General features: G+C 39.3%; 13 protein-coding genes. 10 read left to right on the top strand and 3 right to left on the bottom strand.

Annotation, left to right across the window (positions count from 1 at the left end; all coding sequences use genetic code 11):
* Nucleotides 1-21: 21 nt before the first annotated feature.
* Complete coding sequence (locus R8N23_RS14430; RefSeq protein WP_318172317.1) at nt 22-1,470, top strand: S1C family serine protease; 1,449 nt, start codon at nt 22-24, stop codon at nt 1,468-1,470.
* 34 nt (nt 1,471-1,504) lie between these two features.
* Here R8N23_RS14430 and dnaA read toward each other — a convergent pair whose 3' ends face one another.
* Nucleotides 1,505-2,920, bottom strand: coding sequence for a chromosomal replication initiator protein DnaA (gene dnaA / locus R8N23_RS14425; protein WP_318172316.1), 1,416 nt, complete (start codon nt 2,918-2,920; stop codon nt 1,505-1,507).
* A gap of 297 nt (nt 2,921-3,217) precedes the next feature.
* Between dnaA and R8N23_RS14420 the strand changes: the two genes are divergently transcribed.
* The gene (locus R8N23_RS14420; RefSeq protein ID WP_318172315.1) at nt 3,218-4,918 is read left to right on the top strand and encodes a methylmalonyl-CoA mutase family protein; all 1,701 of its coding nucleotides are present in this window, start codon (nt 3,218-3,220) and stop codon (nt 4,916-4,918) included.
* Complete coding sequence (gene scpA, locus R8N23_RS14415; protein ID WP_318172314.1) at nt 4,915-7,056, top strand: methylmalonyl-CoA mutase; 2,142 nt, start codon at nt 4,915-4,917, stop codon at nt 7,054-7,056. The genes R8N23_RS14420 and scpA overlap by 4 nt, the downstream gene beginning before the upstream one ends.
* On the opposite strand, the gene R8N23_RS14410 is transcribed toward scpA, so the two are convergent.
* A complete protein-coding gene (locus R8N23_RS14410; RefSeq protein ID WP_318172313.1) occupies nt 7,057-8,040 on the bottom strand; it encodes a pyruvate dehydrogenase complex E1 component subunit beta in 984 nt (327 codons plus the stop codon). It lies immediately after the preceding gene.
* Between the two features lie 201 nt (nt 8,041-8,241).
* Complete coding sequence (locus tag R8N23_RS14405) at nt 8,242-10,020, bottom strand: OmpA family protein (protein WP_318172312.1); 1,779 nt, start codon at nt 10,018-10,020, stop codon at nt 8,242-8,244.
* A gap of 140 nt (nt 10,021-10,160) precedes the next feature.
* On the opposite strand from R8N23_RS14405, the gene R8N23_RS14400 reads away from it, so the two are divergent.
* From R8N23_RS14400 to fmt, 7 genes are all read left to right on the top strand, one after another.
* Complete coding sequence (locus R8N23_RS14400; RefSeq protein WP_318172311.1) at nt 10,161-10,376, top strand: PspC domain-containing protein; 216 nt, start codon at nt 10,161-10,163, stop codon at nt 10,374-10,376.
* A gap of 109 nt (nt 10,377-10,485) precedes the next feature.
* Nucleotides 10,486-11,433 carry an acetyl-CoA carboxylase carboxyltransferase subunit alpha gene (locus R8N23_RS14395; protein ID WP_318172310.1) on the top strand — a complete coding sequence of 316 codons (948 nt, stop codon included), beginning with the start codon at nt 10,486-10,488 and terminating at the stop codon, nt 11,431-11,433.
* 9 nt (nt 11,434-11,442) lie between these two features.
* Complete coding sequence (locus R8N23_RS14390; RefSeq protein WP_318172309.1) at nt 11,443-11,997, top strand: 1-acyl-sn-glycerol-3-phosphate acyltransferase; 555 nt, start codon at nt 11,443-11,445, stop codon at nt 11,995-11,997.
* Nucleotides 11,998-12,023: 26 nt separating this feature from the next.
* Nucleotides 12,024-12,242 carry a hypothetical protein gene (locus R8N23_RS14385; protein ID WP_318172308.1) on the top strand — a complete coding sequence of 73 codons (219 nt, stop codon included), beginning with the start codon at nt 12,024-12,026 and terminating at the stop codon, nt 12,240-12,242.
* A 1-nt stretch (nt 12,243) separates the two neighbouring features.
* Nucleotides 12,244-12,465 (top strand): membrane protein insertion efficiency factor YidD, encoded by a 222-nt coding sequence (gene yidD / locus R8N23_RS14380; protein WP_348439364.1) that lies wholly within the window; start codon nt 12,244-12,246, stop codon nt 12,463-12,465.
* 82 nt (nt 12,466-12,547) lie between these two features.
* On the top strand, nt 12,548-13,489 hold the full coding sequence (locus tag R8N23_RS14375; RefSeq protein ID WP_318172306.1) for a fatty acid desaturase: 942 nt from the start codon (nt 12,548-12,550) through the stop codon (nt 13,487-13,489).
* Nucleotides 13,490-13,554: 65 nt separating this feature from the next.
* Nucleotides 13,555-14,466, top strand: coding sequence for a methionyl-tRNA formyltransferase (fmt, locus tag R8N23_RS14370; RefSeq protein ID WP_318172305.1), 912 nt, complete (start codon nt 13,555-13,557; stop codon nt 14,464-14,466).

Genomic DNA, 14,466 nt, shown 5'->3' with positions numbered 1-14,466 from the left:
TGAAAAAACGATTGAATGAACATGTCTAATTATATAAAAACAGGATTAGTTGCTTTTTTATCTGCCGGAATTGGTGTCTGGTTTACTTTGGAGTACGCGGAATTCACTGGACTTAGGCATCAAGGAGAAAACCGAATAGAAAGCTCACAAAGCTCGCAGGAAAGGTCTGATTTTGTTTCGAACAGTTCTGTGGCTAATTCCAATATACTCCCGGTCGAAGATTTTGTAGATGCCTCAGAGCAATCCACAAACAGCGTGGTGTTCATTAAGAATCTTAGCGTCATCAATTATCGGACTGGCCACTGGATGGACTGGTTTTTTGAGCCCAGGACTTCACAGCGCATTAGTACGGGTTCGGGCGTGATCTTCTCGGAGGACGGATATATCGTTACCAATAATCATGTGATTGAGGACGCAGATGAGATCGAAGTGGTTCATAAGAAAAGAAGTTACAAGGGACATATTGTAGGTACAGATCCTTCGACAGACCTGGCGGTAATAAAGATTGATGTTGAAAACTTTCCTGCAATCGCTGTGGGTAATTCTAGTGAGGTAAAAGTTGGGGAATGGGTACTAGCCGTGGGTAATCCTTTCAATTTAACTTCAACAGTGACAGCTGGAATTGTTTCTGCTAAAGGACGAAATATCCATATCCTCAAGGATAAGTTTCCAATAGAGTCGTTCATTCAGACAGATGCGGCCATTAACCCAGGGAATAGTGGAGGCGCTTTGGTCAATAGGAATGGACAGCTGATAGGTATCAATACAGCGATCTTATCAATGACTGGCTCTTATGCTGGTTACGGGTTTGCTGTGCCTGTAGATATAGTGAAAAAGGTGTTTAATGATATTGTACAATATGGTGAAGTGCAAAAGGCATTCTTCGGTGCAGAGTTTGAAGATATTGACAATGAAGTAGCTAAGGAGTTGAATATTAACAATCTGAACGGAGTGATTATCACTCATGTGCAAAAGGGTTGGGCAGCTGATAAGGCTGATTTGGAAAAAGGAGATATTGTCGTAGCAGTCAATGGCGAACCGCTCAATGATAAAGCCCAATTGGAGGAAATGATCGGTTATAAGTATCCGGGCGATTTGATTCAGTTGACTTTAAAAAGAGGGAATAAGAATGTTCAGAAAACATTGGAGTTCACCAATCGAGAGGGGACGACAGAAGTGCTGAAAAGAAGTATTTATAAGTCGCAGTCCATGCAAGCTTCTTTCGAGACCATATCGAAAGCGGAAAGAAACTTATTGGGAGTAAAATCAGGTATTAGAGTGGTTGAGGTGGGTAACGGGTTTTTTAGAAAACTGGATATCCCAGAAGGATTTATTATCACAGAAATCAATCACAGTCATATAGAGTCTCCTCAGGAATTAGAAAATATCTTGAACAAAATCAGAGGCAAAGTGATTGTCTCAGGAATTACGACTTCCGGGAGAAAGGTGTACTTCCCGTATCTATTCTAAGAAGTTGGAGTGAGGAGAATAAAAAAATGAAAGCCTATATGGCTTTCATTTTAAATTTCTTTTTTAGCTCAGAGAAGGATGACCTAAACCTGGCATCGGTATCGAGCATGTCATTGACGGACTGTAGCGCATGAATTACTGTACTGTGATCTCGTCCCCCAAAGTGACTTCCGATACTCTTCAATGAGTGATTCGTGTAGTCTTTTGAGAAGTACATGGCCAATTGTCTCGCAATTACAATTTCCTTTTTACGAGTCTTAGCTTTAAGATCATCAGACGAAACATTGAAGTATTCAGAAACTGTTTTCTGGATATAGTCGATCCCAACTTCTGACTCTATGTTTTTAACGATTGACTTCAAAGTCTGCTTTGCTAGTTCTAGATCAATATCAGTTTTATTCAATGAAGAATGCGCCACTAATGAAATGAGTACTCCTTCTAGCTCTCTGATGTTTGTATCTACACTATACGCCAAATATTCCAATACTTTATCATCGATGATCAAACCATCATCTTGAAGCTTTTTCTGAATAATGGCTAGTCGAGTTTCAAAATCAGGGTTTTGCAAATCAGCTGTCAGTCCCCATTTGAATCTTGAGACTAATCTTTCTTGCAATCCTTGCAGCTCGGTAGGAGGTCTGTCACTCGACATCACGATTTGCTTACCGTTTTGGTGCAAGTGATTAAAGATGTGGAAGAAAATCTCCTGCGTCTTTACTTTGTCCTTGAAGAATTGTACATCATCAATAATCAACGTATCAACGTTGAGATAGTAATTGGTAAAATCCTGAAGGTTGTTATTTTTTAGTGCCTCAATAAATTGATTGGCAAATTTTTCAGAGGCTACATACAGAACAAAATTTTCCGGAGACTCCTCTTTTATTCTGTTTCCAATGGCCTGCACCAAATGGGTTTTTCCAAGCCCTACACCTCCATAAATCATTAATGGATTGAAAGAAGTGACGCCAGGCTTAGTTGCAACAGCAAAACCAGCTGATCTTGCCAAACGGTTACAATCCCCTTCGATATAGGTATCAAATGTATTTTCTGGATTCAGATTGGATTTCTGATAGCATCCATCTACCGCTTGAAGGGCGAAAGGGCTCGCGAAACGTTGATTTTGATCCCCCTTGATTTGTCCAAATTTCGAAATTCCGTTTTTTTGGGCCAAATTGACCGTGTATGGCTGATTTGAGGAGTTCCCCTTATCTACAATTACAGAATATTCTAATTTCCCTTCTTCACCGATTTCAGCTTGAATTGCTGCTTTAAGTACTTGTACGTAATTGTCTTCAAGCCATTCATAAAAGAATTGTGAAGGCACTTGGATAGTAAGTACGGGGTGAGTGAATTTTATGGGAATAATCGGCTCAAACCATGTTTTAAAGCTTTGTTCGGGTATTTTCGACCCAATAAACTCTAAGCACTTATCCCATATTTTTACATGCATTCGTTTAAAATTGTTGGTGGTTAAAAACTGATTATTTTCAACATCTCTCTCTAAAGCGGACATCAAATTTGAACAAAAAATAATTAACAAAAAAATGAAAAGTGTATTGACTTTTTGGAAAATTGTTCTATTATCAATAGCCGCTTCTTTTTTTTGAATGTTCTTTGAAAAGTGCAATTTTAAAGATTTGCTGTTTTCTGCCTCTGAATGGCTTGGTTGCGGGATTTTTAATAATTAATTCTCAATTTTTCCTTCTTCGTTGCTAACGCTTTAAATTGCGATTACTACCCAAAAATTATGATAAAAGAATACAATTTTGACGAGTTTGATAAAGCTTCCAAAAAGGAGTGGACCAACAAGCTCATTCAAGATCTAGGTACTGATACCGCACAACGCATATCTGAATGGAAATGCGAAAGAGAATTATCTCTTTCAGCCTATTACAATGAGGAGGACCTGAAGGATACACTTCGTATACCTTTAAAGAAGACTTTAGATTGGAAATACCTTCAGCCGACCGGATTCAATACAACGAATGATGAGGCGCTTAACGCTTTAATGAATGGCGCCGACGGCCTGATTTTGGAGAATTCTCAATTGAATCATTTGGAGAAGTTCCTCAATAAAGTGTCGCCAGAATATTGCACGTTGGCTTTAAGGGCTTCAAGTTTCGATGATTATCAAAAATTTCTAAACTGGTGGAAGAATAGACACCCTAAGGATGGCGCTGGCGAAGTGTTAGTTTTTCATCTTTCAAGAAGTATTGAATCAACAATTGAACAAGATCATACCTCTCTTATGGAGGATTTACTCTCTGCTAGTGTCAGTGGACATCGTGTCATCAACATTGACTGTGGACTTGTGCAGAGGAGTGGAGGAGGAGTAACTTCCGAGTTGTCCTATATGATTTCTCAGTCCATTTTCATTATCAATCATTTGATAGATAAAGGACATTCGCTAGATAAAATAATTAATAGTCTTTTTGTAAGTACTGACATCGGTTCAAGCTACTTATTAGAATTGAGTAAGATTAGAGTCATGAGGTGGTTGCTGGCGCAAGTGTTAAAGCAATATGGAGTCACTGAAGCAAATATTCTGATTCATGCTTCGACTTCTCCTTTTACAAAATCTGCTTTAGATGCTAATACGAACTTTTTAAGATGTACTTCAGAATCCATGTCTGCCATTTTGGGAGGCGCAGATTATTTAACCATTGATCCTCATCATAGTTTGTCTTCGGCGGATAGAATTGCTCGCAATATTTCCAATTTGCTAAAAGATGAGTCTTACCTATCAAAAACCATGGATCCAGCTACTGGATCCTACTATATGGAAGACTTGTCGAAGAAGTTGGCTCAAGAGGCTTGGGGCATGTTTCAAGAAATGGAGAGCAAGGGTGGCTATTTAGTCGCTGTGAAAGAGAAAGTGTTTCAATCGGAAATCACCAAAGACCTGAATTTTCAAAAAGAAAGAATTGCTTCTGGTCGTCGAAAGGTTGTCGGGGTGAATGACTTTGGTAACCCTGATGAAAAAATCAAAAGTGATCAATTGTCAGATACTCATAAGTCATTATCTGCTGATTTTGAGAGAGTAAGAAAAGAAGTAGAGAAGTTTGTAGAGACAAACGGTGAGGAGAATCGTCCTTCAGTATATTTAGCAGCGGCAGGAGTCAATGCCAAGATGATAAATGCACGCTATACATTCGTTACGAATTTTTTTAATTGGGCAGGGTTTAGGATATCAAAAATAGAGAGTCACGAAATCCCAAAAGAATTTAGCGTCATGGTCTGCTGTGGTGCAGATGAGAATTATAATAAGGAGAGCATTCAGGAGATCGCAGGTATTGATCATGCAAAGATTGTTTTGGCAGCTGGACAATGCAATGATGACTCTTCATCTCGAATTTCTGGTTGGGTTAATGTTAAGTCCAATAGGCTTCAAACTGTACAAGATTTATTGAATAAATTAGGTGTCACTCAAAATTCTTCTTGGTCATGATAAAACCAGATTTTTCAAAGCTTAGTTTTGACCAATTAGATTGGGATACTGAAACAAAATCAGAAGGAACTGGAGAATTCATCACTCCTGAAGATATTCCTGTAAAAGAAAAGTATACCTCTGAAGACATCAAGGATAATGAACATATAGGTTTTTCCGCTGGTTTGCCTCCTTTCTTGAGGGGACCCTATTCAGCTATGTACGCCTCGAGACCTTGGACAATCAGGCAATATGCTGGTTTCTCAACTGCTGAGGAATCCAATGCTTTTTATCGAAGAAACTTGGCATCGGGACAAAAGGGGCTTTCAATTGCCTTTGATTTGGCTACTCATCGAGGTTATGATTCCGATCATGAGCGTGTAACAGGAGATGTAGGAAAGGCTGGCGTAGCTGTCGATTCCATTTTTGATATGGAAATTTTGTTTGATCAAATCCCTTTGGATCAAATGTCTGTGTCTATGACCATGAATGGGGCTGTTTTGCCTATCATGGCCTTTTATATCGTGGCAGCCGAAGAGCAGGGTGTAGACAAGTCCCAGTTGAGTGGTACCATCCAAAATGATATCCTCAAGGAGTTTATGGTGAGGAATACATTTGTATACCCTCCAAAACCATCTATGCGCATCATTTCTGATATTTTCAAGTATACATCAGAACATATGCCCAAGTTTAACTCGATTAGTATTAGTGGTTATCATATGCAAGAAGCAGGTGCTACTGCGGATTTGGAGTTGGCGTTTACCTTGGCTGACGGTTTGGAGTATTTGAGAACTGGAGTTAATGCTGGCATCGATGTCGATGTATTAGCGCCAAGGTTGTCTTTCTTCTGGGCTATTGGGATGAACCATTTTATGGAAATTGCCAAGATGCGTGCAGCTCGAATTTTGTGGGCTAAAATTGTAAAGACTTTCAACCCTAAGAATCCAAAATCTATGGCTTTGCGCACGCATAGCCAAACCTCCGGTTGGAGTTTGACTGCACAGGATCCCTACAACAACATAGCTCGAACGTGTATAGAAGCAATGGCTGCAGCCTTTGGTCATACTCAATCACTGCACACGAATGCCTTAGATGAAGCTATAGCACTCCCAACCGATTTTTCAGCAAGGATTGCTAGAAACACACAAATCTATCTTCAGGAAGAAACTGATATCACTAAGGTGGTTGATCCTTGGGCAGGATCTTATTACGTGGAATATTTGACCGATCAATTGGCGAGAAAAGCTTGGGATACCATCAATGAAATTGAAGAGATGGGAGGGATGGCCAAGGCAATTGAAACTGGAATGCCTAAGTTGAAAATTGAAGAAGCGGCCGCAAGGAAGCAAGCAAGAATTGATACCAATCAGGAAATCATTGTTGGTGTAAATAAATATCTTACAGACGAAGAAACAGATATTGAATTGTTGGAAGTGGACAATGAAGCAGTAAGATTATCTCAGATTCAACGATTAAATAAACTTAAAAAGGAACGAGACCAGTCAGCTGTAGATCAAGCATTGGCCGACCTCACAAAAAGCGCTGAAACCGGAGAGGGAAATTTATTAGATCTTTCGGTAAAGGCTGCTAGAGTGAGAGCTAGTTTAGGAGAGATTTCCTATGCTATGGAAAAAGCCTTTGGAAGACATGTGCCGAAGACTTCTGCAGTTTCTGGAGTATTTGCAAAAGAAGTGAAAGACAATCAAGAAATAAAAAAGGTTTTAGAGTTGGTGGATCGGTTCGAAGAATTAGACGGTCGACGACCTAGGATAATGGTTGCAAAAATGGGGCAGGATGGTCACGATCGCGGGGCCAAAGTGATCGCCACCAGTTTTGCTGATTTAGGCTTTGATGTGGACATTGGGCCACTTTTTCAAACGCCGGAAGAAGTAGCTAAGCAAGCCACAGAAAATGATGTACACATCATTGGCGCTTCTAGCTTGGCTGCAGGGCACAAAACACTTGTACCGGCACTAATAGCTGAATTAAAACGACTCGGAAGAGAAGATATTATGGTAATCGCAGGAGGTGTGATACCTCCTAAAGATTACGATTTCTTGTATAAAGCAGGAGTATCCGGTGTATTTGGACCTGGTACGAAAATATCCGACGCAGCTACCGATATCCTTGAAAAGTTAATCAAAGAAGTGCAGCAATAATTATTGCTGCACGTACATGATTTCTTTCACTGCCTTCACGGTTCTTTCTACATTAGGAAGAATCTCTTCTATTAAAGTCGGAGCGTAAGGTAGTGGAACATCTCTGTTCGTGATCCTGTGAATAGGAGCGTCTAAATGATCAAATGCTCTCTTTTGCACAATGTGACTAATTTCAGAAGAGAGTGATGCCAATGGCCAAGCCTCTTCAACAATAACTAATCTGTTCGTTTTCTTCACAGATTCAATAATGGTGTCATAGTCAATAGGTCTCACAGTTTTCAAGTCAATAACTTCAGCACTGATTCCTTCCTGAGTAAGTGCCTCTGCTGATGCATGAGCAACCTTCATGAATTTACCAAATGAAACAATAGTGACATCTGTACCTTGTTTTACAACTTCAGCTACACCTATTGGAGTTAAGTATTCACCTTCAGGTACTTGACCTTTGTCCCCATACATCAATTCCGACTCCATGAAGATCACAGGATCGTTGTCTCTGATCGAAGACTTCAATAGTCCCTTAGCGTCTGCTGGGTTGGAAGGTATAACTACTTTCAATCCAGGACAGTTCGCATACCAGTTTTCAAAGTTCTGAGAGTGCTGAGAACTAAGCATGCCAGCATTTCCAGTAGGCCCTCTAAATACGATTGGAACATTGAATTGACCACCTGACATAGACATCATCTTGGCAGCGCCATTGATTACCTGGTCGATAGCAACCAAAGAGAAGTTGAATGTCATAAACTCAACGATAGGGCGAAGTCCATTCATTGCAGATCCTACACCTATACCGGCAAATCCAAGTTCTGCAATAGGAGTGTCAATCACTCTCTTAGCTCCAAACTCGTCAAGCATGCCTTGACTTACTTTATACGCACCGTTGTACTCTGCAACTTCTTCTCCCATGAGATATACGGATTCGTCTCTTCGCATTTCTTCACTCATGGCCTCTCTAAGGGCTTCTCTGAATTGTAATTCTTTCATCGGAAATTAATTTAACGTTTTATAGCTTGGGTGCGTCGTTCTTGATCTAACCTGAAAATCTATGAAGAATTTCAAGACCGCTAAATTATTACAACGGGCTCAATAACGCAATCAAACAGCGATAAATAGGGTGGGGTTAAAACAAAAAAAAGTCTCACTTCAATTAAGAAGTGAGACTTTCCATTCAAATGATTCGAAATCTTATTGCAATGCTTCGGCTACTTGAGAAGCATAGTTTGTGAATTCAAGGTCGTTCAACGCCTTTTCTTTCAATTCAGGATCTTTTTCGATTGCTGTTTTCAAGCTTGCAAGCATGTCAGCATCGTTTCTCAATCTTGCAGAAGCAATTGCAGAAGCATAGTAAGCTTTTGCGAATTCAGCATCTTGCTCAGAAGCGTTACCGAAACCTGTCACAGCATTTTCAAAGTCTTTGTTTAATAAAAGAGCTAAACCTCTGTTGAATGCTACGCTAGTAGATTCGTTAGCTGTTTTCAATGATTCGAAAGCAGCATCGTACTCGCCTCTCTTGATTTCCAAAGAACCTTTAACAGCGTTCATGCCTGCAGCATGATCAGCAGAAGGACCTTTTTCCAATCCAGCAACTACTGCATCGTAAGCCTGAGCTTTATCTCCTTGTAGCGCGTAAGCAGTCGCCATGTTAGCTAGTACTTCAGCAGCATTGTTTTTGTTAGCAGCAATTTCCAATTGAGTGATTGCCATTTCAACTTTAGAAGTTCTTTCGTCACCCTCAGCAGCAATTGCCATTTCTAGGTAAACAGCTCCTAAGTTGTTATGTGATTGCCAGCTACCATCTTTCTTAGTAGATGCCTTGAAAATTGCTTCTCTTTCAGTCAAAGAAGGAGTCAAAGTAGCAGCGAACATTAATTCTGCACTTGAAAGTGTATCTGCGCTAGCAGTACCTTCAGCGATTTGCTTAGCTAATACAGCAATTTCAGCGTTTGTTTTCTTTTCTTTAACCGTAAGAACTTCAGTTTTAGCAGCTCTCAAACCTGGGTAGATGTCTTTGAAGATTGCTTTGTAAGAATCTAACTTCTGCAAAGCTTTTTCTTTGTCTTCGAATACTCCAGTACCGTTTACAACTTTCAAGATTTCAGATTTCTGGGCATCAGAAACACCTTCGTAAGCGCTCAAAGCATCTTTGAAAGCAGTCCAATCTTCAACAACAGGCTTAAGGATGAAATTGATAGAGTCAGCCATGTCCTTGTAGTCATATCTTCTCATTTGCTTTCTGTAGTAGCTTTCGATTGACTTAGCTCTTGCTTCAGACAATCCAGAGTTGATAGTCTCAGTACCTTCAGGAGAGTGAGTACCTGTGATTGTCACAGTTTTGGTTACGTTTTTGTCTGCAATAAATGCAGCAAATTCTTTTCCTTTTTCGCTTCTAGTCTCAGAGCTCTTTAACAAAGAGCTACCTTGATCGAAAAAGAAGTCAACTTTTGTTGGTACTAATTCTTCTTGATCGTTGTAACCATGGAAAGCATAAGCGCTATAGAATTCATCTTCTACTAATTGAGAAGTAGTAATGATTCCTTTAGCCACTTCAACTCTTGCAGCTTCTTTAGTTTTAGCGTTTTTATCCACAGCAACTCCTTGTACTTCTAAAGATCCTTGGCTAGCAGCTGGGTCGTAAAGAAAGCTATAAGTATCGCTTTGTCTTGAAGTAGTTGTTTTGCTGTCAGGGAAATCCGCTGCATCAAATACCATTTTACCTACTTCAACTTCGCTCTCTCCAGACTTGTAGTAAGTGGTTAGATTATATACATAATTTTGTGGGAGCATTTTTGCTGGTAGTACCACGGACATGTCAAACTTTACTGAGTCGCCATGCAATTCAAGTGGACTAGGTACTACATCTACTTGCTGGGTGGCAGCAAGCTTTACCATGTTGTTCAGAGCACTACAGCCTGATAACATTGTTAAGCCTACGAAAAAGGCTATTACAATATTCGATTTTCTCATTTGAATAATTGTTTTATTAAAATTGATATAACTTTTTGTACTTATTTTCGGAATAATTGCAATAATACGGAAAAAATAAATATATCCTAAACTAATAGAAGACAAATAAATTCGACGTTTTGCGTTAATTTTGCAGCGTTATGAAAGGAATACAGGATTTTTTTGAGAAATATGCTTTCGGGGTTTGTACGAGACTAGGAGAGAAGCTTAGCATTCCTTCTTCTAGTATACGGTTGTTCTTTATATATACCTCGTTTCTAGCCTTTGGATCGCCGGTGCTCGTGTATTTGATGTTGGCATTTGTAATGAATTTCAGAAAACATATCAGAAGAAGGCACTCACTCTGGTATCACTAAAAATAGTTCACTACGAATGTTTTAAATTCTGTAGAGATAAACTGTTTCTACCTGACCTTCAATTAGGAATTTATTTTTAGGTTTGCACTTCAAATTTCATCATTAATCTATGCTATTAGAATTTGAAAAGCCCATAGCTGAGCTTGAAGAAAAGCTTGCCGACATGAAAATGCTCGCATCTAACAACGATGTGGATGTAAATGAAGCGGTAAAGACTTTGGAAAAGAAAATCAAAAAACTGAAGAAAGATACCTTTGATAATTTGACTCGCTGGCAGCGAGTTCAGTTGTCGAGACATCCAGAGCGACCTTATACACTCGACTATATATATGAAATAACAGACGAGTTCATAGAGATTCATGGAGATAGAACCGTTAAGGATGATAAAGCCATGGTTGGTGGATTTGCATCCATGGACGGTCAGACTGTGATGATTATAGGCCAGCAGAAAGGAAGAAATACCAAGCAGCGCCAAATGCGAAACTTTGGTATGGCTAATCCAGAGGGTTATAGAAAGGCCTTGCGTTTGATGAAAATGGCTGAAAAGTTCAACAAACCAATTGTTTGTTTGATTGATACACCAGGTGCATTCCCAGGTTTGGAAGCCGAGGAAAGAGGACAAGGCGAAGCCATTGCCAGGAATCTCAAAGAGATGTTCATGCTCAAAGTACCTGTGATCTGTGTGATTATAGGTGAAGGTGCTTCCGGAGGAGCATTAGGAATTGGCATAGGAGATAGAGTGCTGATGATGGAGAATGCTTGGTACTCAGTGATCTCTCCTGAAAACTGCTCTACGATTCTATGGAGAAGTTGGGATTATAAAGAGCAGGCAGCAGAAGCGTTAAAACCTACCGCTAAAGATATGCTAGCCAATGGCATGGTAGATGGTGTGATTAAGGAGCCTGTAGGTGGTGCACACGTTGATACTACAGAAGCAGCCAAAGAACTCAAAAAAGTACTTATATCGAGCTTGAAAGAGTTGGATAAGATATCCCCAGAAGAGAGAATTAGTCAAAGAATTGACAAATTTGGCAAAATGGGTGTGGTAGCCTCGTAATTGTAGTTGATGCTGAAGCTACTAGCCAAACTCATATTTCTCAAAATTCTAGGATGGAAAATCAAAGGTGATATCCCTACGAATATTAAAAAGTGTGTAATTGCGATTGCACCACATACTAGTAATTGGGATTTTTTTATTGGTGTTGTAGTTCGTCCTATTAAAAATTTACGTTCATCTTTTTTAGTGAAAAAAGAACTTTACAAGTTTCCACCATTGGGTTGGTTGCTAACAGGTATGGGTGGAATTCCCGTGGACAGAGGAAGAAGGGCCAACAGTCTGATTGACCAGGTGGTTAAAATTTTCAATGAGCGTGAAGTGATGAGATTGGCTATTACTCCTGAAGGCACTCGATCTAAAGTAAAGGATTGGAAAACTGGATTTCACCGGATTGCAATTGCTGCCAATGTACCAATTGTTCCATGTAGTTTTAACTTTAAGAAAAGAGAGGTAGAATTTATGGAGCCTTTTTATCCTTCTGGAAATATGGAGGAAGAAGTGGAAATGATTCGAAGCAAGTTTGTTGGGATTCCTGGCAAACATCCGGAACTTGGCGTGGACTAAATCAGTATAATACCAAAATTATTGGTATGATCTTAATTATAGTTTTATTGGTTATAGCTGCTGCACTGCAGATTGGCATTTTTGTTTACTCTAGGAATTTAAAAAAGAAATGGAAGAGTGATGATGTGCTCGCCAAGTACAATATCAAGTCAAGAAGTGATCTGTTTGCGACGTTAAATCGTCAGGATATTCCAGATGAGGATATGAACAAGCTCAATGATATCTATAGCCGGCAAGAGGAATAAAATGAAGACGATCTTAAAAAAGCTTTTTTTGATTCCTATTTGGATTTACCAATACAGTATTTCTCCATTGTTCCCATCATCTTGTAGGTTTTCTCCAACTTGTTCGCAGTATACCAAAGAGGCTATCGAAAAGCATGGAGTAGGAAAGGGGATGATTCTTGGAATAAAAAGAATTGCCAAATGCCACCCGTGGGGTTCAAGTGGCTATGATCCGGTCCCATGATGATAATCATGAATATTAGCGGATCAATATTTTTATGAAGTAAAAACAACCTTATCTTTGCAGTTCAATAAACCAAAGCACATTGGAAAAGAAAAAAGGATTTTATTGGTCGGATGAAAGAGAGCCTCACTTCAAAAGAAGAAAGGAAATTCTCGCTAAGCACCCAGAGGTCAAAGAACTTTATGGAATCGACAAAGGATTGAAATTTAAAATTCTTGGGTTGGTCCTTTTTCAATTGATATCAGCTCCTTTTATAGCTGAATTAGCTTGGTATTGGTATTTACCTATTGCCTACATATTTGGAGCTTCTGTAAGTCATACCATTTTTCTTGCTATTCATGAATTGAGTCATGACTTGGCATTTAAAAAGAAGGTGCTGAACAACTGGTTGGCATTATTTGCTAATATTCCAATTGTGGTACCTTATGCTATATCATTTAAGACTTACCATCTAAAGCATCATTGGGAGCAAGGAGACGAACATAATGATACCGATTTGCCAACACAGGGAGAAGCAAAAGTTTTCAGGGGATTTCTTGGTAAGATACTTTGGGCGACTAATCAGATTCTCTTTTATGCGTTTAGGCCTATGTTCGTGCACCCTATAAAACTTGAAAAATGGCATATCTATAATATTATTTTTCAACTTGCCGCAATTGGTGTGTATTGGTATTTTGTAGGTACAGGTGCCATTATTTACTTACTGCTATCTATATTTTTGGCTGGTAGTTTACATCCTTTGGCCGCTCACTTTATTGCAGAGCATTATGTGTTTAAAGAAGGACAGGAGACCTACAGTTATTACGGTTGGTTAAATGTGTTTGCACTCAACGTAGGTTATCACAATGAACACCATGACTTTCCGAATATTCCGGGGACCCGATTGCCGAAATTGAAAGAGACGGCACCAAGTTTTTACGACAATCTTTTTGTGCACAAATCCTGGGTCAACGTAATTGTTCAATTCATTACCAATCCAAAAATTGGATTGAGCAGCCGAATAAAGAGAAACAATAGTATTTAGTCGTTCAGACAATAGAATCTCTCCATTAATCCAAGTAATTTCGAGCTACAATTAATCGAGATTATATGCGGATAGTTTTTATGGGTACACCGGAATTTGCGGTACCCAGTCTTCAGGTTTTACATGAAAATGGCTACGACATCGTTGGGGTGATCACTGCTCCAGATAGACCAAAAGGTCGAGGTAAAAAACTTCAGGGTACACCTGTCAAAGAGTATGCTGAAAGTGTAGGAATTCAAGTGCTACAGCCTACGAACCTTAAGTCTGAAGAATTTCTATCTGAATTACGTGACTTGAAAGCTGACCTACAAATAGTAGTGGCCTTTAGAATGCTACCCGAAGTAGTTTGGAATATGCCAAAGGGAGGGACTTTTAATTTGCACGGATCCTTACTGCCTCAATATCGAGGCGCAGCTCCAATCAATTGGGCAATTATAAATGGAGAAACTGAAACAGGAGTAACTACATTTTTTCTCAAGCATGAAATTGATACAGGGAGTGTGATACTCCAAGATAAAGAGCCTATAAGCCCAGAAGATACTGTTGGTGATGTCTACGAAAGATTGATGCACAAAGGCAGCAAATTGGTGCTTAAAACGGTACAAACTATAGAGGCTGGTGGAGTCAAGTTGACACCACAAGTAGAAACTGATAATCTGAAATCTGCTCCAAAGATTCACAAAGAGACTTGTGAGATTAATTGGGAAGCAGAGAGTGAAACCATAAGGAACTTTGTGAGAGGTTTATCTCCGTACCCTGCTGCTTGGACCACGCTTGGTAAGAAAAAATTCAAGGTATACAAGGTCCAGTCTAATGACAGAGGTGGAAATAAGTCTGTTGGAGAATTTGAAACGGATAATAAAACTTATGTTTCTGTAAAAACGGCTGATGGGTGGTTGGATTTGGTTGACCTTCAAATGGAAGGAAAAAAGCGTATGCCAATTGAAGATTTGTTAAGAGGATTTAAATTTGATTGA

The organism is Reichenbachiella sp., from assembly GCF_033344935.1.
GTDB lineage: Bacteria > Bacteroidota > Bacteroidia > Cytophagales > Cyclobacteriaceae > Reichenbachiella.
This window is presented reverse-complemented; position numbering and strand designations above follow the sequence as displayed.